Annotated in this window: 21 protein-coding genes; 7 read left to right on the forward strand and 14 right to left on the reverse strand. The window is 71.8% G+C overall.

From position 1 onward, the window contains the following. Positions 1 to 67 precede the first annotated feature (67 nt). Together ABZ374_RS01790 and ABZ374_RS01795 are read right to left on the reverse strand one after the other, a co-directional pair. Positions 68 to 919 (reverse strand): hypothetical protein, encoded by an 852-nt coding sequence (locus ABZ374_RS01790; protein ID WP_360304980.1) that lies wholly within the window; start codon positions 917 to 919, stop codon positions 68 to 70. 7 nt (positions 920 to 926) lie between these two features. Next, positions 927 to 1,706 carry an alpha/beta fold hydrolase gene (locus ABZ374_RS01795; RefSeq protein ID WP_360304982.1) on the reverse strand — a complete coding sequence of 260 codons (780 nt, stop codon included), beginning with the start codon at positions 1,704 to 1,706 and terminating at the stop codon, positions 927 to 929. A 372-nt stretch (positions 1,707 to 2,078) separates the two neighbouring features. Here ABZ374_RS01795 and ABZ374_RS01800 point away from each other — a divergent pair, with 372 nt between their 5' ends. The 4 genes from ABZ374_RS01800 to ABZ374_RS01815 all read left to right on the forward strand — a co-directional run bounded on the left by ABZ374_RS01800 (position 2,079) and on the right by ABZ374_RS01815 (position 5,923). Further along, entirely contained in the window at positions 2,079 to 2,867 is a 789-nt protein-coding gene (locus tag ABZ374_RS01800) for a lysophospholipid acyltransferase family protein (RefSeq protein WP_360304984.1), read from the forward strand. Between the two features lie 32 nt (positions 2,868 to 2,899). Then, positions 2,900 to 4,048 carry a DUF5931 domain-containing protein gene (locus ABZ374_RS01805; protein WP_360304986.1) on the forward strand — a complete coding sequence of 383 codons (1,149 nt, stop codon included), beginning with the start codon at positions 2,900 to 2,902 and terminating at the stop codon, positions 4,046 to 4,048. Beyond that, positions 4,045 to 4,749, forward strand: a complete 705-nt coding sequence (locus ABZ374_RS01810) for a response regulator transcription factor (RefSeq protein WP_360304988.1) — start codon at positions 4,045 to 4,047, stop codon at positions 4,747 to 4,749. The genes ABZ374_RS01805 and ABZ374_RS01810 overlap by 4 nt, the downstream gene beginning before the upstream one ends. A gap of 148 nt (positions 4,750 to 4,897) precedes the next feature. Continuing rightward, on the forward strand, positions 4,898 to 5,923 hold the full coding sequence (locus tag ABZ374_RS01815; RefSeq protein ID WP_360304990.1) for a 6-phosphofructokinase: 1,026 nt from the start codon (positions 4,898 to 4,900) through the stop codon (positions 5,921 to 5,923). 24 nt (positions 5,924 to 5,947) lie between these two features. Here the strand turns inward: ABZ374_RS01815 and ABZ374_RS01820 are convergent, their stop codons facing one another. The 4 genes from ABZ374_RS01820 to ABZ374_RS01835 all read right to left on the reverse strand — a co-directional run bounded on the left by ABZ374_RS01820 (position 5,948) and on the right by ABZ374_RS01835 (position 10,994). Beyond that, a complete protein-coding gene (locus ABZ374_RS01820) occupies positions 5,948 to 7,300 on the reverse strand; it encodes a hypothetical protein (RefSeq protein WP_360304992.1) in 1,353 nt (450 codons plus the stop codon). A 156-nt stretch (positions 7,301 to 7,456) separates the two neighbouring features. Continuing rightward, positions 7,457 to 7,906: a nitroreductase family deazaflavin-dependent oxidoreductase gene (locus tag ABZ374_RS01825; RefSeq protein ID WP_360304994.1), complete on the reverse strand. Its 450-nt coding sequence runs from the start codon at positions 7,904 to 7,906 to the stop codon at positions 7,457 to 7,459. A gap of 35 nt (positions 7,907 to 7,941) precedes the next feature. Beyond that, positions 7,942 to 8,835: a phosphotransferase gene (locus tag ABZ374_RS01830; RefSeq protein WP_360304996.1), complete on the reverse strand. Its 894-nt coding sequence runs from the start codon at positions 8,833 to 8,835 to the stop codon at positions 7,942 to 7,944. A 296-nt stretch (positions 8,836 to 9,131) separates the two neighbouring features. Further along, positions 9,132 to 10,994 (reverse strand): anthranilate synthase family protein, encoded by a 1,863-nt coding sequence (locus ABZ374_RS01835; RefSeq protein ID WP_360304998.1) that lies wholly within the window; start codon positions 10,992 to 10,994, stop codon positions 9,132 to 9,134. Positions 10,995 to 11,283: 289 nt separating this feature from the next. Between ABZ374_RS01835 and ABZ374_RS01840 the strand changes: the two genes are divergently transcribed. Together ABZ374_RS01840 and ABZ374_RS01845 are read left to right on the forward strand one after the other, a co-directional pair. Beyond that, entirely contained in the window at positions 11,284 to 12,618 is a 1,335-nt protein-coding gene (locus ABZ374_RS01840) for a class II 3-deoxy-7-phosphoheptulonate synthase (protein ID WP_360305000.1), read from the forward strand. Positions 12,619 to 12,694: 76 nt separating this feature from the next. Further along, positions 12,695 to 13,720 (forward strand): GntG family PLP-dependent aldolase, encoded by a 1,026-nt coding sequence (locus ABZ374_RS01845; protein ID WP_360305002.1) that lies wholly within the window; start codon positions 12,695 to 12,697, stop codon positions 13,718 to 13,720. 19 nt (positions 13,721 to 13,739) lie between these two features. On the opposite strand, the gene ABZ374_RS01850 is transcribed toward ABZ374_RS01845, so the two are convergent. The 4 genes from ABZ374_RS01850 to ABZ374_RS01865 all read right to left on the reverse strand — a co-directional run bounded on the left by ABZ374_RS01850 (position 13,740) and on the right by ABZ374_RS01865 (position 16,009). Then, complete coding sequence (locus ABZ374_RS01850; RefSeq protein ID WP_360305459.1) at positions 13,740 to 14,060, reverse strand: (2Fe-2S)-binding protein; 321 nt, start codon at positions 14,058 to 14,060, stop codon at positions 13,740 to 13,742. Positions 14,061 to 14,227: 167 nt separating this feature from the next. Next, entirely contained in the window at positions 14,228 to 14,710 is a 483-nt protein-coding gene (gene bfr, locus ABZ374_RS01855; protein ID WP_360305004.1) for a bacterioferritin, read from the reverse strand. A gap of 160 nt (positions 14,711 to 14,870) precedes the next feature. Beyond that, entirely contained in the window at positions 14,871 to 15,344 is a 474-nt protein-coding gene (locus tag ABZ374_RS01860) for a hypothetical protein (RefSeq protein WP_360305006.1), read from the reverse strand. Next, positions 15,341 to 16,009, reverse strand: a complete 669-nt coding sequence (locus tag ABZ374_RS01865) for an RHS repeat-associated core domain-containing protein (RefSeq protein WP_360305008.1) — start codon at positions 16,007 to 16,009, stop codon at positions 15,341 to 15,343. The genes ABZ374_RS01860 and ABZ374_RS01865 overlap by 4 nt, the downstream gene beginning before the upstream one ends. 186 nt (positions 16,010 to 16,195) lie before the next feature. Between ABZ374_RS01865 and ABZ374_RS01870 the strand changes: the two genes are divergently transcribed. Then, positions 16,196 to 16,840: a sulfite oxidase-like oxidoreductase gene (locus tag ABZ374_RS01870; protein ID WP_360305010.1), complete on the forward strand. Its 645-nt coding sequence runs from the start codon at positions 16,196 to 16,198 to the stop codon at positions 16,838 to 16,840. 103 nt (positions 16,841 to 16,943) lie between these two features. Here the strand turns inward: ABZ374_RS01870 and pknB are convergent, their stop codons facing one another. The 4 genes from pknB to thiO form a co-directional block, all read right to left on the reverse strand. Beyond that, positions 16,944 to 18,980, reverse strand: coding sequence for a Stk1 family PASTA domain-containing Ser/Thr kinase (gene pknB, locus ABZ374_RS01875; RefSeq protein ID WP_360305012.1), 2,037 nt, complete (start codon positions 18,978 to 18,980; stop codon positions 16,944 to 16,946). A 79-nt stretch (positions 18,981 to 19,059) separates the two neighbouring features. Beyond that, entirely contained in the window at positions 19,060 to 19,863 is an 804-nt protein-coding gene (locus tag ABZ374_RS01880; RefSeq protein ID WP_360305014.1) for a thiazole synthase, read from the reverse strand. Positions 19,864 to 19,867: 4 nt separating this feature from the next. Next, positions 19,868 to 20,107: a sulfur carrier protein ThiS gene (thiS, locus tag ABZ374_RS01885; protein ID WP_360305016.1), complete on the reverse strand. Its 240-nt coding sequence runs from the start codon at positions 20,105 to 20,107 to the stop codon at positions 19,868 to 19,870. After that, entirely contained in the window at positions 20,104 to 21,267 is a 1,164-nt protein-coding gene (gene thiO, locus ABZ374_RS01890) for a glycine oxidase ThiO (protein ID WP_360305461.1), read from the reverse strand. The genes thiS and thiO overlap by 4 nt, the downstream gene beginning before the upstream one ends. Positions 21,268 to 21,271 lie beyond the last annotated feature (4 nt).

Consider the following 21,271-nt stretch of genomic DNA (forward strand, 5'->3'; position numbering starts at 1 on the left):
ACCCGGACTCGGAATGCGGGATGACTTCTCGTCGAAACCCGCCGCCGCCGACCCGGGTGACGCCGAGTCAGACCACCGCGCCGTCGTCCGGGTCGTCCTCGTCCCGATCTCGCCGCATCCGTGCCACCAGCGCGACGAATCCGCCGGTGAACGCGGCGAACGCGGCGAACGAGGTCCACGGCCCGACCGGGCGGCCGAGCAGCACCGACACGAGCAGGTAGAGCGGACCGCCCACCAGCGCGATCCAGGCGACCTTGGTGGCCGCGTCGGTCTTGGGCAGCGGGGGCGGCGGAGGCGGGACGAAGTGTTCCTCCGGGTCCTCGTCCAACTCGTCGATCACCGGCGATCCCGGTGGCGCCAGCGAGTAGTCGCGCGGCCCCGTGGCGGGCACCGCGACCTTGAACGACCCGTCGGTGGGCGGCTCGTCGCGCTCGGGACGCTCGCCGCCCAGGTCCTCGGCGACCGGCCAGCGCGGGACCGGGTCGGCCACGTCGGTGTCGAAGGACGCGACGATCTGCGCCCACACCTCGTCGTCGCCCGGGCGTTCGGCGGGTGTCGCGGCCTCGGCGGGCTCGGCCCGCTTCGCCGGTTCCGCCCGGTCGGCGCCCTCCGCGCGCAGCGGATCCACCTGGGGGATGTCGGCGGGTCCGCCCGTCGCCTCCTTGGCCCGGGAGCGGGGCGAGGAGGGCTCGGTCAGCGAGCGCAGGATCGCCCGGGCCCGCGACGTCGCCGTCGCGTCCACCCACAGCCGTTCGATCTGTTCGGGTTCCTCGTCCGCGTCCCGAGGCTCCAACGTCGAGACGTATGCCGCGACCCCCGCTTCCCGCAGGGCGACCAGCATCACGTCCGCCGCCTCGGGGTCGAGGTCGGTCAGGGGCTTGAAGGACTCCGCGTCGAGTCCGTTGCCACGTCCGCGCACCGTTCGTTCAGTCCCTCTCGGCCGTCTCCGGAGTCCGTGCGTCCGGCGCGAGCCGGTGTACGAACTCCAGGCTGGATGCGAAGATCCGTTCCGCGTCGTGATCGAGCGTCGCCACGTGGTAGCTGTCGTTGAGCAGGACGTCGGTGACGTCCGTGGAGGAGATCCGGGCCAGCACCGTCTCCGAGTTGGCCGGCGAGACCACGTGATCGTGCGGGCTGTGCAGGAGCAGCACCGGCTGGGTGACCTGTGGCAGATCGGCGCCGACCACACGCCAGAAGCGGGACAGCGAGTACGCCGCCTTCACCGGCGTGCGCGGATAGGCGAGCTCCACCGAGCCCTCCTTGCGGATGTCCGACGCGATGCCGGGCACCGACGGTATGACGTGGCGCAACACCGGCAACAGCCTGACCTTGGGGTCGTCGGCCTGTACCGAGGGATTGACCAGCACCAGGCCGGCCACTTCGTCGCCGTGTTGCTGGGCCAGCCGCAGGGCCAGACCGCCGCCCATCGACAGGCCCATCACGAACACCGTGTCGCAGCGCTCGCGCAACCGGTCGAACGCGCGGTCCACGGCCGCGTACCAGTCCTGCCACGTGGTCAGGTTCATGTCCTGCCAGCGGGTGCCGTGCCCGGGCAACAGCGGCAGCGACACGGACAGACCGGCCTCGGCGAGGTGTTCGGCCCACGGCCGCATCGACTGCGGCGTGCCGGTGAAGCCGTGGCACAGCAGGACGCCGACGGGGCCGCCGTCGTGGTGGTGGGGCTCGGCACCGGGCAGGATCGACACCAACGGGCTCCTTCGGGGTGACGGGCTTGGCGAGACGGGCCGACCGGGTGGTCGGCCCGAAGGTGTGCCGGCCGGTGGACGACGGCGATACAGGTTCCATAACGGGGTCGGACGGCGAGTGGTTCCGCCTACTACTCCCAACACCCGGGCGCTCCGGAATCGTCCCACGGGGGTGCGCGATGCGTACAGCGGCGCGACGCCGGTCGCACCCGTCCCGGGATGCCCGCCTTCGTCCCGGGGCGCGATCCGGCTCCGGGCCCCGTGCGCCCGCTTTCGCCGCCCGCGCCCGGGGTCGGTCGGACCGGGCCGTACCGGGGTCCGGGCGGGAAGGCATGCTCTAGGGTTCGTCCTGTCCCTAGGAGGAGGTCAGGGTTGTTCTACCGGCTGATGAAGATGATCGTCGGCCCCGTGTTGAGGCTCTTCTTCCGCCCCTGGGTGGAGGGCGAGGAGCACATCCCGGACCGGGGCCCGGCCATTTTGGCGAGCAACCATCTCTCGTTCTCGGACTCCTTCTTCCTGCCCGTCGTGGTCCCGCGGCGGATCACCTTCCTGGCGAAGTCGGACTACTTCACCGGACGCGGGGTCAAGGGCCGGCTCACCGCCGCGTTCTTCAAGGGCGTGGGCCAACTCCCGGTGGACCGCACCGGTGGCCGGGCCAGCGAGGCCGCGCTGAACGCCGGACTCAAGGTGCTGCGCGAGGAGCACCTGTTCGGCATCTATCCCGAGGGCACCCGTTCGCCGGACGGCCGGCTGTACCGGGGCAAGACCGGGATCGCCCGGCTCGCGCTGGAGTCGCACGCCCCGGTGATCCCGGTGGCGATGATCGACACCGAGAAGATCCAGCCGCCCGGCAAGATCGTGCCCAAGGTGATGCGGGTGGGGATCAAGGTCGGCGAGCCGCTGGACTTCTCCCGTTACGAGGGCATGGAGGACGACCGCTTCATCCTGCGCGCGATCACCGACGAGATCATGTACGCGCTGATGGAACTGTCCGGCCAGGAGTACGTCGACACGTACGCGGCCGATGCCAAGAAGCGGATCGACGAGGCCCGCAGGCAGGCGGCCAAGGCGGCCGAGAAGACGGGCGCCACCGATCCGGAGGCCGGCGCCGCGGCCGACCCGAACGACGCGTCGGGCGGTTCCGGCCGACCCGCCGCCTGACCGGGCGCACTCGGCACATCCTGGGGGTTCACGTGGGGGTCGAACAGTCGCTCTGGCGGGCACTCACGGTCTTTCGGGTGCTCGCGCTGAGCTACGCGGTCGTGCGTTACGCGCAGGTGGCGGACGAGTACCGCTATCCGGCCGGCGGCTGGGCCATCATGGCGCTGCTGACCATCTGGACGGCGGCGACCGCGTACGGCTTCCGCAGCCCCCGGTTCCGCGCGCCGCCGCTGCTGATCATCGACGTGTGCGTGGCGGTGAGCTGTGTGCTGGCCACCCGCTGGCTGGACGACCCGGAGCGGATCGCCCAGGGCACCATGACGCTGCCCACCGTGTGGGCCTCGGCGCCGGTGCTGGCCTGTGCGATCAAGGGTGGTTGGCGCACCGGTGCGCTGGCCGCGCTCGCGATCGGCGCGTCCAACGTGGCCGAGCGCGGCGCGCTCACCGCCGACAACCAGCACAACACCGTGCTGTTGCTGCTCGCCGGCGGCGCGGTCGGCTACGTGGTGCAGATCGCCCGGGTCAGCGAACAGGCGTTGGCCCGCGCGCTGCAACTGGAGGCGGCCACCCGCGAGCGGGAGCGGCTGGCCCGGGACATCCACGACAGCGTGCTTCAGGTGCTCGCCCTGGTACAACGCCGCGGGGCCGAGATCGGCGGTGACGCGGCGGGCCTGGGCAGGCTGGCTGGCGAGCAGGAGGTGGCACTGCGGCAACTCATCTCGGCGACGCCCGCCCGGATCGAGTCGGCCGACCTGCCCGGCTCCGGGGAGGGCGGCGACCCGGCCCGACAGGATCTGCGGGTGTTGCTGGGCGCGTTCGCCGGCGCGCGGGTGACGGTGTCCTCGCCGGGTACACCAGTCCTGCTGCCGACGCCGGCCGCGCGCGAGGTGACCGCGGCCGTGGCGGCGGCCCTGGACAACGTGCGTCGGCATGCCGGCGAGCAGGCCAACGCGTGGATCCTGGTCGAGGACGAACCGGACGAGATCGTGATCAGCGTCCGGGACGACGGCTCGGGGATGGCCCCGGACCGACTGGCGACCGCCCGGGCCCAGGGCCGGTTGGGCGTGGCCCAGTCGATCGAGGGCCGGGTGCGCGATCTCGGCGGCACCGTGGTGTGGTCGTCGGTGACGGGAGAAGGCACCGAGTTGGAGTTCCGGGTGCCCAGGCAGGGGAGCGGATGAGCGACACGAGTACACCCACACCGACCGCCGAACCGGCTTCGACGCCGCTGAAGGTCCTGGTCGTCGACGATCATCCGATGTGGCGTGAGGCGGTGGCCCGCGACCTCGCGGCGGCCGGCTACGACGTGGTCGCCACCGCCGGCGACGGCCCCGAGGCGATCCGCCGGGCCCGGGCCACCTCGCCGAACGTGGTGATCCTGGACCTGCACCTGCCCAAGCTGCCGGGCGTCGAGGTGGCTCGCGAACTGGTCCGGCAGGACCGCTCGGTACGGATCCTGGTGTTGTCCGCGAGCGGCGAGCAGGAGGACGTGCTGGAGGCGGTCAAGGCGGGCGCGACCGGATACCTGGTCAAGTCCGCGAGTCGCGAGGAACTGGTCGACGCGGTGGGCCGGACGGCGGTCGGGGACCCGGTGTTCACTCCCGGGCTGGCCGGGCTGGTGCTCGGCGAGTTCCGTCGGATGGCCACCGACCCGCCGCGCAAGGACGCGGACAAGGGCCCGGCCGCGCCGCGGCTGACCGACCGCGAGACCGAGGTGCTGCGGATGGTCGCCAAGGGCCTGTCCTACAAGCAGATCGCCCAGCGGTTGTTCCTGTCCCACCGCACCGTGCAGAACCACGTACAGAACACCTTGAACAAGCTGCAACTGCACAACCGGGTCGAACTCGTGCGCTACGCCATCGAGAAGGGCCTGGACGACTGAGGCCGTCGGAGCGAGCGCGCCCGGACGCGGGCCGATCGATGCGATCAAGTCGGGTACCTCGAACGGGTGGTGGGAAGAGTCGAGGTGGCTTCTCGCACCGGTAGCGTGGGCCGCGAATCGTGCCGGACGGAAGAAATCGGAGATTTCGATGCGTGTCGGAGTACTGACCGGCGGCGGCGACTGCCCGGGCCTGAACGCGGTGATCCGGGCGGTCGTCCGCAAGGGCGTCCAGGACTACGGGTACGACTTCATCGGCTTTCGGGACGGCTGGCGCGGCCCGCTCGAGGGCGACACCATGCCGCTGGACGTCAAGGCCGTACGCGGCATCCTGCCGCGCGGCGGAACCATCCTGGGCTCGTCCCGGACCAACCCGATCAAGGTCGATCGCGGCATCGAGCGGATCCGGGAGAACCTGGCCAAGTTCGAGGTGGACGCGCTGGTGGCGATCGGCGGCGAGGACACCCTCGGCGTCGCGACCCGCCTGCACGAGCACGACGTCAAGGTCGTCGGGGTGCCCAAGACCATCGACAACGACCTCAACGCGACCGACTACACCTTCGGCTTCGACACCGCGGTCAACATCGCCACCGAGGCGATCGACCGGCTGCACACCACCGCCGAGTCGCACCGGCGGGTGTTGATCGTCGAGGTGATGGGCCGGCACGCGGGCTGGATCGCGATCCACTCCGGGATGGCCGGCGGCGCGAACGTGATCCTGATCCCGGAGCAGAACTTCGACGTCGAAGAGGTCTGCGGGTGGGTGGAAAGCCGCTTCCGGACCAACTACGCGCCGATCATCGTGGTCGCCGAGGGAGCCATCCCGCTGGCCGGCCAGATGGTCACCAAGGACCGGACGCTGGACGCGTTCGGCCACGTCAAGCTGTCCGGCATCGGCGACTGGCTGGCCGCGGAGATCGAGAAGCGCACCGGCCACGAGGCGCGCACCACCGTGCTCGGCCACGTGCAGCGCGGCGGCACGCCCACCGCGTTCGACCGCTGGCTGGCCACCCGGTTCGGCTTCCACGCGATCGACGCGGTCAACGCGGGCGACTGGGGCCGGATGGTCGCGCTGCAGGGCACGGACGTGGTGACCGTGCCGCTGGAGGCGGCGACCCGCGAACTCAAGACCGTGCCGGCGGCCCTGTACGACGAGGCGAAGGTGTTGTTCGGCTGATCCGCGAGCACGGATGACGCCGAGTCAGGCGTCGGGTCCGAGTCCGGCCCCGACGCTCTGCCGGCGGTTCTTGCGCGCGAAGTGCACGATCGTCGCGCCGAGGCCGGCCAGCCCGACCCAGACCGCGACGGTGGCCAGGGTGAACGGGTCGTTCTCGTCCTCCCCGCGCTGCCCGGCCGCCGAGTCCGGGGCGGTCGGCGGCAGTTCGGGGCGCAGCCGGGCAGTGCCGCCCGGCGCGCCGGGGTTGGGCACGTGGAAGACCTGGAAGTCGCTGCGGGAGACGAGCCGGGCCGGTACCTGTCCGGGCGGGCCGCCGCCGGCCAGCACCGCGAGGTCGCCTCCGGCCACCGGGGAGCCGGCCGGGATCGACACCCGGATCGCGATGGTCGCCAACTCGCCCGGCGGCAAGGGGCGTTGCTCGTCCCAAGAAGTCGGCGACAGGGCTCCGGACAGGTGCGCGCTGCGACCGTTCGCCGGGTCGGTGAGCACCGTGAGATCGACCGGGTTCCAGCCGGGGCGGTAGGAGTCGTAAGCCTCGACCACCAGTTGTCCGGGCGTGATCGGCGACTGGCCGGTGGTGAATATCAACTCCGGCCGCACCCCGGCCAGCACCCGGTCGGTGTCGTTGGAGAGGGTGAGTCGGAACTCGGCGGCACCGCCGCCCGCCCGCAGCCAACCGGGCACGCCGGTCAGCGCGAACGTCGCGCCGGAGCCGCGCCGTTGGGTCGGCAACACCTTCGCGACGCCGCCCATACGATCCGGCGCCGCGTCGGGCACCGACGGGCCGCGGGTCTCGCCGGGCGGCGGCGGGCGGGTGGGCAGGCCGCCGTCCGGCCCGAGCAACATCGTCTCGGCGAAGAAGCCGCTGGTGAAGCGTGGTTCGCCGGCGTCGGCCGGAGTCCCCTGGCGGGGACCGACGCCGACGCTGACGAACTGTGCCGGGACGTTCGCCGCGATCGAGAAACGCACCCGGAACTCGACCGAGGCGCCCGGTGCCAGCCGCCCCGAGGTCTCGCCGTGCCCACCGGGGAACGGCAGCGGCGCGGCGGCGGAGGTGTCCAGCATGCTGACCACCCAGGTGCCCAGGGTCGGATCCAGCACCTCCACCCGGGCCTGGTGGGGGGCGATCCGGCGATCCCCGGTGATCGTCACCACCGGGGTCAGCGACAACCCGACCGCACCCGTGTTGCGCAGCTTCGCGGTGACCTCGACGGGAGCGGCCGGCCGGATCCGATCCGGCAACCCGATCAGCTCGGCCTGCTGCGTCTGCGCCGACGCCTGGTCGGCGGCGGGATCGGGGAGCGGCGCCGCGTGCGCGACGGGCGAGGCGAGCAGCACGAGGAAGGCCGTCGAGGCGAGACAGCGACGCAGGCGCATGCGGGGTACCCGTCGTAGGAAGGAGCGTGCTCGACCGTCGGGGCGAACGGCCGGAGCCTACCGGGCGGTACGCGCCGGCTCCCACCCATATAACCGGGCGGTACACGCCGGCCCCCACCCCGGACGGAGGGTGCGGGCCGGCCGGTGGGTTCCGGCTCAGGAATCGTGTCGATCGTCGGTACGACGCAGTCGGATCACCGGGATGTCCCGCTCGGTCTTGCGCTGGTAGCCCTCGTAGGGCGGGAACACCTCGACCAGGTGCGGCCACACCCGCGCCTTCTCCTCGGGGGAGAGCGTCTCGGCGATCGCGGCGAACCGTTCGGTGCCCACCCGCAGCCATACCCTCGGGTCGGCGGTCAGGTTCAGGTACCACAGCGGGTGGTGGTCCGAGCCGCCGAGCGAGGCCACGATCAGGTGGTCCTCGCCGTCGCGTCCGTGGATCAGCACGGTGCGGTGTCGGACGCCGCTCCTGCGGCCGAGCGTGTCCAGGAGCAGACACGGCGCGCCCTGCATGGTGGTGCCCTTGGTGCCGCCGGACTCCTCGTAGAGCCGGGCCTGGTCGGCGACCCACTTGCGCGGACTGGGTGTTGCGTCGAGGTCGGACATCGGTGCCTCCAAAGGACGGGTTCGGTTGTTGCGGTTCACTCGGGGGTCGGCCGGCCGGGCGATCGCATGGGCTCGGGGGAGTACGCGCGGCGGTGGGCCCGGGCCGCGCGGGCCTGGGCGAGGGCGGTCAGGCGGGCGTTCCAGGGGGCCGCGTGGGTGGCGCCGATGCCGCGCGCGCACTGGTTGGTGGCGGCGAAGACGAAGGTCTCCATGGCCTCGCCGGATACCGTGCGCCAGCAGGCGAATCGGTCCGCCCACGAGGCGGCCTGCTCGGCGGTGTGTCCCTCGTCCATCAGGCGGCTGGCCACGAGCGTGACCTCGATCCACGCCGGGCCCCGGGCGGGCTGGGCCCAGTCGACCAGGTAGGCGCGGGGGCCGCGATCGCCGATCAGCACGTTGTGCGGATGCAGATCGGTGTGCAACAGGCTCTCGCCGCGCAGCAGTTCCAACTGACGGCTGGTCAACAGCGAGCGCCAGCGCTCCTCGATCCGCGGCAGCGGCAGATCATGGACGGGGACCCGGCCCAGTCGGCGCAGCGCGTCCGCGACCAGCGGCAGATCCGCGGTGCCGGGCGCGAAATCGGCGTGTCGGCCGACGATGTGGTCGAAGCCCAGGAGCACCCAGTCGTCCAGCCGCACCTCCCAGCGCAGCCGCGGCGAGACGGCCCCCACATGCGGGGCGACCCGGGCCTCCACCCGCTGCTGCGGGATTGCCGGGTGATCGCGCGGGACACCCTTGACGAAGTAGCGGGACCGTTCGGTGGTCACGGTCGCGGCGAACTCGCAGTTGAATCCGGCCCACACCGTGGCGACGGCCAGCACGCGTCCCGCACACCGTTCGACCGCGGCGCGCGCGTCCGTGGGCAGTGCGTCCCAGGGGGTGCGCGGCGCCGTATGGAAGTGCGGCGGCGGGAGCGGCGGGTCAGCCATCGGCTTCCGGTGGCGACGGTGGCAGCGGACGCGGCCCACCGAAGGTCACTCCGCATTTGCGGCAGCGTCTGCGACCGCTCCAGTCGACGGGGTCGTGCGGCGGACAATCGGAGCCCACGGGAACCCCCTCCACTGGAAACCGGTCAACGAACGGGGTCGAGGATCCTCCGCCGCACCGTGGCGAGCAACGCGATTATCGTCGCACGCCGGTGCGACGCCGGGGCCGGGTGCCGGCCGGGTCCCGAGCGCCGCACCCGGTCGTTTCGGGCCGGGCGCGGCGGCTTCGGGAGTCGGCCTCACAGCCCGGCGAGCAACTCCCGCACGATGGTCAGGCCGTTGTGGGTGAGCACCGACTCCGGGTGGAACTGCACGCCCGCGAGCCGCATCCGGCTCGACCGCAGGGCGTGTACCAGGCCGCTCTCCGGATCCGCCGCGAACTCGACGTTGGGCACGCCGGCGGCCGGTCGCACCGCCGCGAACGCGTTGTAGAAGCCGACCCGTTCCGGCCGGCCGAAGAAGTCGATGCCGACCTGCTTGCCCTGATACGGCCGCGCCTTGCGGACCAGGTCCAGGCCCAGTTCGCGGGCCAACAACTGGTGTCCCAGGCAGACCGCGAGCAGCGGCCCGCTCGCGTCCAGCCGGGTCCGCAGCAGCGCGCCCATCAACCGGATCTTGCGGTGCGCCGCGTCCCGCGGGTCGCCCGGCCCGGGGCCGAGCACGACCAGCTCGGCGGTGCGCACCCGCCGCGAGGTCACGTCGTCGTACGAGCGGACCTCCACCCGCAGGCCGAGCGTGCGCAGCAGGTGGGCGAGCATCGCGGTGAAGGTGTCCTCGCCGTCCACCACGAGCACCTGCCGGCCCGCCAGCTCGGGGGCGCGCAGCGCGCTCTCGTCGCGCGGACGCAGCCAGAACGGCGCGAGCGCGGTGTTGCGCGCGGCCAACAACGCGCCCACCTCGGGGTCGGTGGCGAGCGTCGCGCCGGTGGTGTGCTCGGCGGCGGGCACCACACCGAGCGCGGCCAGCACCCCGGCCGCCTTCGCGTGCGTCTCGGCGACCTCGTCCTCGGGTCGGGAGTGCCGGACCAGGGTGGCGCCCGCGGGCACCCGCAGCGCGCCGTCGGGGGTGATGTACGCGGTGCGGATCAGGATCGGCGCGTCCAGCGTGCGCCGGCCCAGGTCGTCGCGCCCGATCAGCGCGAGCACGCCCGAGTAGTAGCCGCGCCCGGTCGGCTCGTGTCGACGGATCACCCGGCACGCGTTCTCCAGCGGGCTGCCGGTGACCGTCGGCGCGAACATCGTGCCGCGCAGCACCTCGGCGACGTCGTGCGAGGTGATCCCGCGCAGCAGGTACTCGGTGTGCGTGAGGTGGCCCATCGGCTTGAGGAACGGGCCCTCGACCGCGCCGCCGAGGTCGCACACCGCGCTCATCATCTTGAGCTCCTCGTCGACCACCATGAACAGCTCGTCGATCTCCTTGGGATCGCGCAGGAAGGCCAGCAATCCCTCGCGCGAGGGCCCCTGGGCCGGATGCCGGTAGGTCCCGCTGATCGGATTCATCACCACCTCGCCGCCCACCGAGCTGACGTGCCGCTCCGGGCTCGCGCCGATCAGGGTGAGGTCGCCGGTGTGGATCAGGTAGGTCCAGTAGGCGCCGCTCTCCCGGGTCAGCAGCCGGCGCAGCAGGGTGCCCGCCGTGGCCGGCGTGTAGCCCCGGATGTGGTCGCGGTAGTCGCGCCGGATGACGAAGTTGGCGCCCTCGCCGGTGCCGATCTCGTCCTGGATCACCCGCTTGACGATGGTGGCGTAGGTCTCGTCGTCCACGTCGAAGCCGCCGCCGCGCAGCTCGACCGGCCCGTCCGGCAGCGCCGCCAGTACCTCGTCAAGGGGCAGCCGCAGTTGTCCGGTGACCCGGAGGCAGCGCAGCGGCGTGCCGTCCCGGTGGCACTCGAAGCCGCGCTCGCGGATCTGCGCGTACGGCACCAGGGCGAGCAATTCGTGACCGGGGCCGCCCGCCTGCGACAGCGGGAGGTCGGCGAGGTCGTCCACGTCGACGATCTCGCCGGTGAGCAGCTCGACGTCGGACGAGTGCTCGCGGCGGATCAGCGCGAAGGGCGGCGGGGCCGCGGAGAACAGCGGGGACAGGGCGTCGGCGGTGCGCATGGGTGCTCCTCGGTGGGAAGAGACGCCCTCCCGACCGGGCGATCCGCCGTTGTCCTCCGCTTCCGGGCGCAGCGCCCGGTCCGGGAAAAACAAAGGGCCGCCCTGCCGGGCGGCCGTCGGATCGTCAAGGTGATCGCGAAGTCAGTGGGCCGCCGCAGGGACGGGCCACCAGAAACTCCGATGGAACTCGATCGCAATCACGGCCGCAGCCTAGCGGGCGGGCCGAGTCGGCGTCTCGCTCTCCGGGCGGTGGGTCCAATCGGGTTGCCACTCCGCTTAGTCTTGAGCGGTGACCCTGAACGACATCGAATCCTGGCGTACCCTCCCGGCGGCCCAACAGCCCGAGTGGCCGGACAACGAGGCCCTGGGCTCCGCCCTCGCGGACCTGCGTTCCTATCCGCCGCTCGTCTTTGCCGGCGAGTGCGACCAGCTTCGTGGTCGGCTCGCGTCGGTGGCGAAGGGCGAAGCGTTCCTGCTCCAGGGCGGCGACTGCGCGGAGACCTTCGTCGGCAACACCGCCGACGCGATCAAGAACAAGCTCAAGACGCTGCTGCAGATGGCCGTCGTGCTGACCTACGCGGCCTCGGTGCCGGTGGTCAAGGTCGGTCGGATGGCCGGGCAGTACTCCAAGCCGCGCTCCAGCGGCATGGAGACCCGCGACGGAGTGACCCTGCCGTCCTACCGGGGCGACGCGGTCAACGAGCTGGCCTTCACCGAGGCCGCGCGCACCCCGGACCCCGAGCGGCTCAAGCGCATGTACCACTCGTCCTCCGCGACGCTGAACCTGGTGCGCGCGTTCACCACGGGCGGCTACGCGGACCTGCGCCAGGTGCATGCCTGGAATCAGGACTTCGTCGCGCTGTCGCCCTCGGGTGAGCGCTACGAGCGGCTCGCGGCCGAGATCGACGGCGCGATGCGCTTCATGCACGCGTGCGGGACCGACCCCGAGGAATTCCGCACCGTGGAGTTCTACGCCAGCCACGAGGCGCTGATCCTGGACTACGAGGACGCGCTGACCCGGGTGGACTCGCGCACCGGCGACCTGTACGACGTGTCCGGCCACATGGTCTGGATCGGCGAGCGCACTCGGCAGCTGGACGGCGCGCACGTGGAGTTCGCGTCCCGGATCCGCAACCCGATCGGCGTCAAGCTCGGCCCGACCACCTCGCCCGAGGACGCGCTCGCGCTGATCGACAAGCTGGACCCCAAGCGTGAGCCGGGCCGGCTGACCTTCATCGTGCGCATGGGCGCGGGCAAGGTCCGGGACAACCTCCCGGCCCTGGTGGAGAAGGTGGCCGCGGCCGGCGCGCAGCCGGTGTGGGTGTCCGACCCGATGCACGGCAACACGTTCGAGGCGTCCAGCGGGCACAAGACCCGCCGCTTCGACGACGTCTTGGACGAGGTCAAGGGCTTCTTCGAGGTGCACCGCGCGCTCGGCACCCACCCGGGCGGCATCCACGTCGAGCTCACCGGCGACGATGTCACCGAGTGCGTGGGCGGCGGCGACGAGATCTTCGTCGACGACCTGCACCAGCGCTACGAGACGGCGTGCGACCCGCGGCTGAACCGCAGCCAATCGCTCGACCTCGCGTTCCTGGTCGCGGAGATGTACCGGAAGAGCTGATCCGGCGCCGACGTGATCGCCGAAGGGCGGACCCTCCCCGGGGTCCGCCCTTCGGCGCGTCTGGAATGCTGCCGGTATGACCTTCACCGACCTGCGCAGCGACACCGTCACCAAGCCCGGCCCCGCGATGCGTGCGGCGATGTCGAACGCCGAGGTCGGCGACGACGTATACGCCGAGGACCCCACCGTCCGGGCGCTGGAGGAATACGTGGCCGACCTGTTCGGGCACTCCTTCGCGCTGTTCGCGCCGACCGGGGTGATGGCCAATCAGCTCGCCGTGCGGCTGTCCGTGCCGGCGGGCGGTGAACTGGTCCTGGACGCCGACGCGCACATCGTCGCGCACGAGGACGCGGCGGCGGCCTGGCACGGCGGCGTGCAGACCCGGACCACGCTGAGCCCGCGCGGCCTGCTGGAGGTCGCCGACCTGGCCCGGCTGATCCGGGTCGGGAACCCGTACACCGTGGGTACCGACCTGGTCGCGGTCGAGCAGACGCACAACCGGGGCGGCGGTTCGGTCTACCCGCTGGAGCAACTGACCGCGATCCGCGACCTGGTGCACGGCCACGACCTGCCGCTGCACTGTGACGGCGCGCGGATCTGGAACGCGCACGTGGCGACCGGCACGCCGCTGCGGGCGTACGGGGCGCTGTTCGACACGCTCAGCGTGTGTCTGTCCAAGGGTCTGGGCGCCCCGGCCGGCTCGGTGGTACTGCTGCCCGCCGAGTACGAGGCCGAGGCGCGGCGGATGCGGCACCGGATGGGCGGCGGGATGCGGCAGGCGGGCATCCTGGCGGCGGGCGGGTTGTACGCGCTGCGGCACCACGTCGAGCGACTGGCCGAGGACCACGAGCACGCGCGGGAGCTGGCCGATCGGCTGCGCGACGCGGGCTTCGTGGTGGTCGACCCGGAGACCAACATCGTGCTGGTCGAACTGGGCGAGGGGCAGCCGGACGCGGCCGCGGTGGCGGAGCGCTGCCGGGCGGAGGGGGTGCTCGTGTCGGCGTTCGGGCCTCGGCTGATCCGGCTGGTCACCCACATGGATGTGGACGCGGCCGGGTGCGCGCGGGCCGCGACGGCGATCGCGCAGGCGGCGAAGGGCTGAAAGCCGGCCGGCGGCGGGCTCAGGCGGCGGTGTGTCGGCGCAGCGGGATCACGTTGTCCGGCACGGCCGCAGCCGCGACGGCGACCGTGGGCATCGGCAGGGCGACCGGCTCGACGGCGGGGGCGCCGGAGCACGCGGTCGTCGCGCAGGTCTCGGCCTCGCCGCACAACTCGCGACGGCGGCGACGCGACTCGTCCCGGGGCAACATCGCGGTGATGCTCTTGACGCAACGCCCGCAGTCGGTGCCGGCACCGCCGCAGGACTGGGCTATCTCACGCATGCTGCGCGCGCCATCGGCAATCCGGTCGTTCACCTGTTTGTCGGTGACACCGAAACACATGCAGACGTACACGGAGATTCCCCCCAGCGGCGAGGCTACTTAGGTAAGGGTAACCTCAGGGCTCGCCGGGGGGAATACCGGGTGATCGGTGACACAATCCGGCCGGTTGTCCGGATGGGGGTCGCGGTGTCCGCGACGCGTCCCGCGAAGGGTGTCCCGGCGCGCGGTCAGCTCTCGTTCGGCTGCTTGAGCAGGCCCGCGATGTAGAGCTGCTCGCCCACCTCGGAGAGCAGGCCGAGCTGCGTCTCCAGGTAGTCGACGTGCTCTTCCTCGTCGGCGAGGATGTCCTCGAAGATGTTGGCCGAGGTCGCGTCGCCCTTCTCGCGCATCAACGGGATGCCGCGCCGCAGCCGCTCGACGGCCTCCATCTCGACCGCCAGGTCGGCGCGGAACATCTCCTCCAGGTTCTGGCCGATCCGCAGCGCGTTCAGCCGCTGGTAGTTCGGCAGCCCCTCCAGCATCAGGATGCGGTCGGTGAGCTTCTCGGCGTGCTTCATCTCGTCGATCGACTCGTGGCGCGTCCAGGCCGCGAGCTTGATGTAGCCCCGGTGCTCCTGCATCTTCGCGTGCAGGAAGTACTGATTGATCGCGGTGAGCTCCGCGGTGAGCTGTTCGTTCAGAAGCTCGATGATCTGCGGGTCACTGTGCATCGCGACGCACCTTTCGGTGTGGGTGGGACACGGGGGAACCCCGAGCGCGCAAGAGGCAGGAGTTTCCTTCGAATCCTGTCACTTTTGGTAGCACTTCCGCCACGAAGGGCAGCCTTGCCTTCCGATGTCGAACATGTCCCACTCGGCGGGGCCGCCGTGCTCAGCGCGCTCGCCCACTTTCCCGGAGGATTTCCCGGTAGGTCGAGATCGTGGTTCGCCAGTGCTCGTCCCGCCGAACCGCCCGGGTCGGCGCCAGGCGGGGGCCCAGGTCGTTCGAGCAGACGCCGTAGATCTGATCCGCGATGTCGGCGGTGAGCAGGTGCTCGAAGTGGAACGACCCCTCGAACCCCAGCCAGGCGAGCACCGCGCCGTCGGCGCACGCCTGCTCCAGGATCCCGGTGAGCAGCGCGGCCAGGTCTGCGGGCAGCCGCTCGTAGGTGAGATCGCACTCGACGACGACCAGGCCGGGCAACACCGCGTCCGCGTCGTGCAGCACATGCACGCCGACGGCGACCGGAGCCGGGTCCGGCACGAGCGGGTCGGCGACCGCGGGCGCCGTTCGCGGGCGGACCGCGAAGAGGCTGACCATCGCGTCCACGCCGTCCCAGCGCAGCGCCTGTTCCAATTCGTTCACGACAGCCCCCACAGTGCGGCCTTGGCGGCATCCGGAGCGACGGCGGAGATGACCTTCCCCGCGTACGGCCCGTCCTTGGCGACGAATATTACGACGTCGCGCCCGTTCACCTTGCCGGCGAACGCCTTCGTCATGGCATCGCCCATCCGCCAGTCGAACGTCTTCGTCGGATGGGTCAGGATCGGCGTGGCGGCCTCCTGGAACGCCTTCATCTTCGCGTCCGGGCTGCCCTTGTTCGGCAACACGCTGGGGCCGTCCCTCTCGTCGAACAGATGCCGAATGGCGTGACCGCCGCCGCCGCGCATGCCGTCGAACGCCGTACCCACGGTGTCCTCGGTGAAGCCGACGGCCGGGCATTCCACCAGGCCGAGGGGGTCGATCCCGGACATCGGGTTGGCCACGTAGGCGTACGGATTCGGTGCCGGGGCCAGGCCCAGCGGATCCGCGGACAGATATCGCGCGCTCTCCGGGTCGTAGTAGCGCTGGAAGTTGTAGTGGTGACCGGTCTCCGCGTCGTGATGTTGTCCGGCGAACCGGATCGGGAAGTCGTCGCTCGCGGCGGCGGAGTCCGCAGGCGCACCCCAGAGGTTGTGCGCCGGCGCCCGGACGCCGACCCCGTCGGCGTCCAGGTACTCCTCGGGAGTGCCCGCGGGATCGCTCGCCACCAGGTGGAAGCGATCCGGCGCGGTGCCCGGTCGGGCGCACGCCTGGGTCAGGACGCGATGCGTTCCCGGTCGGAGGGTGCCGGGGGCGAAGTGCCGACCTCGGGATCACGAATGGTGACCGTCGGTGACCAAGGGTGTGGTAGGGGCGGTCGTTGGCCGGTCGGGGCGTCTGGGACCATGTGAGGTATGGGGCATACGGAAGCGGCACAAGGTGGGACCGAGGCTCCGGACCGCGATCCGCGACTTCCGCCGGGCCAACGCATCCAGCGCGGATGGCCCGTTCTGCACTACGGACCGGTTCCGCGGTTCAAGCCCGAGATATGGGACTTTCGCGTCTTCGGTGCGACCGCCTCGGGGGACAAGCACTGCTGGAACTACGACGAGTTCTCGGCGCTGCCGCACGACACCGTGATCGCCGACTTTCATTGCGTGACCAAGTTCAGCATGCTCGGCAACGAGTGGAGCGGGCTGACCATCGCCAAGCTGCTGGAGATCGCCCCGCCCGCCCCGGAGGTCACCCACGCGATGGTGTGGGCGGAGTACGGCTTCAGCTCGAACCTGCGGATGTTCGACTTCGCGAACGATCAGACCATCCTGGCCACCCACCACAACGGCGAGCCGCTGACCGCCGAGCACGGCTTCCCGGTCCGGTTGATCGTGCCGCACCTGTACGCCTGGAAGGGCCCCAAGTGGGTGCGCGGGATCGAGTACATGGTGGCCGACAAGCGCGGTTTCTGGGAGGAGCGGGGCTACCACAACATCGGTGACCCGTGGCAGGAGCAGCGCTACTCCTACCAGGAGGAGAGCGGTGAGGGTCCGGCGCTGACCTGAGTCGCCCGGAGACCGCGCCCCGTACCTACGAAGGCCCCACCCGAGTGAATCGGAGTGGGGCCTTCGCACGTGCCGTGCCGCGTCGGCGGCTCGGCGGGGCGCACTAGAAGTTCGAGATGAACACCTCGCTGTTGCGCTTGACCATCGAGCCCGCCGCCGGGTCCTGCTTGCCGACGTTCGCCGGGATCAGCGGGATCATCCGGTTGTTGACCCGCAGCCCGACGGCCTGCAGCGCGCGACCCGCGTCGTCCGGGTTCATCCCGGTCACCGTCGGGACCTGGACCAGGTCCGGACCCTTGGACAGCACCACGGTGATCTTGGTACCGAACGGCACGCTCGCGTTGGTGCCCGGAGTGGAGGACATGATCCGGCCCACCGGCACCGTGTCCGAGAACTGCTGGGTCGGATCCGCCTCGACGGTCACCCCGGTCGTGGGCAGGAACCTGGCCTTGGCCTCGTCCAGGCTCAGCCCGGTCAGGTCCGGCACCACGGTGTCCGGGCCCCGGCTGACCATCAGCGCGACCACGCTGTCCCGCTGGAGTTGCTCGCCGACGGCGGGTTGGCTGCCCACCACGGTGCCGGGCGGCTTGGGGCTCGCCACCGGGGTCTCGGTGCCCGGCTTCAGGGCCGCGTCGGCGAGCGCCTTCCGGGCCTCCTCCACCTTGAGGTTCACCAGGGTGGGCACCACGTGCCGTTCGGGACCCTTGGACAGCTTGACCTTCACCGTCGAGCCGCTGAGCACCTTCTTGCCGGGCGCCGGGTCGGTGGACATCACCGAGCCCTTGGCGATCGTCTCGCTGAACTCCCCGTCGCCGTCGTAGGAGACCTTGAGGTCGGCCCCCTTGAGTCGCTTCTCCGCGTCGGCCTGGGTCATGTTCAGCACGCCCGGAACGTCGGAGTACCGGCCCGAGCCGTACCACCACGCGCCGCCGCCGATCGCGGCGGCGACCAGCAGCACGATGGCGAGCACGATCATCCCGCGCGAGGGGGCCCGCCGGCGGCGCCGACCGGGCAGCGCGGGCTGCTGCGGATATCCGCCGCCCGGCGCGTCCGGCGGCGGCGGGGCGCCCTCGGCGGTCGGCGCGTATTCGTGGTGCTCCGCCGGATAGGAGTCGTCGTAGGCCCCGTAGCGCGACTGTTCGTCCTGGGTCGAGTCCACGCTCAGGCCCAGCGGTGCCAGGTGCGGCGGCAGCAGCACCTCGCCCGCGCGGAACACGCTGGTGGCGTTGTCGTGGATCGGCTCGGGCGGCGGCGGCAGGCGCAGCGCCGCGCCGAAGTCCAGGTCCGCGTCCGGCATCGCGTGCCGGGTCCGGCGGACCAGGGTGAGCAGCGTCTCGGCGTCGTTCGGCCGGTGCTCGGGGTCGCGCACGGTGGCCGCGCGCACCAGCGTGTCCAACGCGTGCGACAGACCCGGCACCGCGAGCGAGGGCGGCGGCACGTCGGCGTGCACGTGCTTGTAGATCACCTCGACCGCGGTCGAGCCGTGATGGGGCTGCCGGCCGGTGAGCATCTCGTAGAGCACCACACCCGCGGCGTAGACGTCCGAGCGCGGGGTGGACTCGCCGCGCTCGACCTGTTCGGGGGCGAGGTAGGCGACCGTGCCGACCAGGACCTTGCCGGTCGCGGCGGTCGCGGTCGTGGTGGTCGCGCGGGCCAGCCCGAAGTCGCCGAGCTTGATCCCGCCGTCGTCGGAGATCAGTACGTTCTCCGGCTTGACGTCACGGTGCACGAAGCCCGCCCGGTGCGCGGCGGAGAGCGCGGCCAGCATCGGCTCCAGCACCCCGAACGCCTCGCGCGGGGTCATGTTGCCCAGATCCTGGAGCAACTCGCGCAGCGTGCGGCCCTCGACGTATTCCATCGCCAGGTACGCGACGGCGCCGTCGGTGCCCTGGTCGAAGACGTTGACCACGTTGGGATGCGACAGCCGCGCGGCGGCCTTCGCCTCCAGGATGAAGCGGCGGGTGAACTCGGGGTCCTGGGCGAGCCCGGCGTGCATCACCTTGAGGGCGACGGTGCGGTCGAGTCGGGTGTCGAGGGCCCGGTACACCGTGGCCATGCCACCCGCGGCAACTCGGGCATCGACCCGGTATCGACCGTCGAGCAGCCGCCCGACGAGCGGATCGTTCAAGGTCGTGTCCATGTTCAGGAGTGTAGGGTCCACTGTCCTGTGGACGCCGACGGTCTTCCCCTCGGTTCCCCGCCGACGGCCGGTGTGCGGCTCAGAAGGCGGGGTGTTCGGGGCTCGCCTCCAGCATGCCGGCCATCGGTGACGACGCGTGCGCATGATGACGCATCGGAATCCGCCCGGCGCGGTACGCCAGCCGACCGCCGTCCACCGCGTACCGCATCGCCTCGGCCATCAACCGCGGCGACTGCGCCCGGGTGACCGCCGTCGCCAGCATCACCGCGTCGCAGCCCAACTCCATCGCGAGCGCCGCGTCCGAGGCGGTGCCGAGCCCCGCGTCCAGCACCACGGGGACACCGGCCTGCTCGGTGATCAGCCGGATGTTGTGCGGGTTGCGGATGCCCAGGCCCGAGCCGATCGGCGAGCCGAGCGGCATCACCGCCGCGCAGCCCACCTGTTCGAGCCGGCGGGCGAGCACCGGGTCGTCGTTGGTGTAGGCCAGCACCCGGAAGCCGTCGTCGACCAGCCGTTCGGCGGCGTCCACGAGTTCCACCCCGTCGGGCAACAACGTGCGTTCGTCGGCCACCACTTCGAGCTTGACCCAGTCGGTCTCCAGCGCCTCGCGGGCCAACCGCGCGGTCAGCACCGCCTCGCCCGAGGTGAAACACCCGGCGGTGTTCGGCAACACCCGGATGCCCAGCCGGCGCAGCACGTCCAGCACCGAGCCCGCGGTTCCCGGGTCCACCCGGCGCATCGCCACCGTGGTGATCTCGGTGCCCGAGGCGATCAGCGCCTGCTCCAGGATCTCCAGGCTCGGCGCGCCACCGGTCCCGGTGATCAGTCGCGAGGTGAAGGACTCCCCGGCGATCGTCAGCTTGTCTTCCTTGTCGTCGGCCATGCCGTCACCCTCCCTGGACGGCGGTCAGCACCTCGACGCGGCTGCCCGCGTCGAGCACGGTCTCGGCCCACGCCCCGCGCGGCACCACCGACTCGTCCACCGCGACCGCGACGCCCTTGGCGGCGGTGGTCAGCGTGGCCACGAGTTCGGCGACGGTGGTGCCGGTGGCGACGTGGCGCCGGTCGCCGTTGACGCGGACCTCGATGCCGTCGGTGCCGCCGACGGGGACCTCGGTGTCGTTCATGCCATCACCTTCCGGGCGGCGGTCGCGAAGCGGTCGGGCCCGAACGGCGCGACGAGTTCGGGGGTGGTGCCGTGCGCGAGGATCTCCGCCACGGTGTCGGCGGTGATCGGGGTGAGCAGGATGCCGTGCCGGTAGTGCCCGGTGGCCACCACCAGGCCGGGCAGCGCGGAGCGGCCCAGGATCGGCGCGTTGTCCGGGCTGCCGGGGCGCAGCCCCGCGAGCGTCTCGACCAGCGGCAGCTCGGTGATGCCGGGGACGAGTTCGTGTGCGTCGCGCAGGAGTTCGTACACGCCGCCCGCGGTCACCTCGGTGTCGTGGCCGAGTTCGTGCTCGGTCGCGCCGATCACCAGTTCGCCGTCCGCGCGCGGGACCAGGTACATGCTGCCGCCCTTGACCACGCCGCGAACGTTGCGGGACAGCAGCGGCAGCAGCGCCGGCGGTACCTTCAGCCGCAGGATCTCGCCCTTGACCGGCCGCACCGGCGGGACCACCTCGGGCGGCAGGCCCGGGATCAGCGCCGAACGGCAACCGGCCGCGAGCAACACCTGGTCCGCGAGCAGGTCGCGTCCGCCGACCGTACGCACGCCGTACGCGCGCTCGTCGGCGACCAGGACCCGCTCGACGCCCTCGCGCACGAAGGCGACGCCGGCCCGGGCGCAGGCCGCGAGCAGCGCCGCGACCAGCCGACGGTTGTCGATCTGGTGGTCGTCCTCGACGTGCAGGCCACCGGTGATCGCCGGGGACAACATCGGTTCGAGCCGCCGGCACTCGCGGCTGGTCAGCCAGGACGATTGCAGGCCCAGTCGTTGCTGGTAGGCGTGCAGGTCCTTGAGGACGGCCCGGTCGTCCGCGTCCAGCGCGACCGCGATCGTGCCGCACGCGCGGTAGCCCGAGGGCAGGTCCGCGGCCTCGGCCAGTTCGGCCGCGAACTCGGGGTAGCGCCGGGCCGATTCGATGCTCAGCCGGAGCAGGCTCTCCTCGCCGTACTGGAGTTCGGAGACGGGGGTGAGCATGCCGGCGGCGGCGTGCGAGGCACCTCGGCCCGGGGTCGGGTCGACGACGGTGACCGAGAGTCCGTGGCGGGTGCGGGCGCGCCAGGCGACGGACAGTCCGACGACGCCCGCGCCGACCACGACGACATCGGTGGGGTGCTCGGACATGGTG

It is taken from the genome of Embleya sp. NPDC005971 (assembly GCF_040629175.1).
Taxonomy (GTDB): domain Bacteria; phylum Actinomycetota; class Actinomycetes; order Streptomycetales; family Streptomycetaceae; genus Embleya.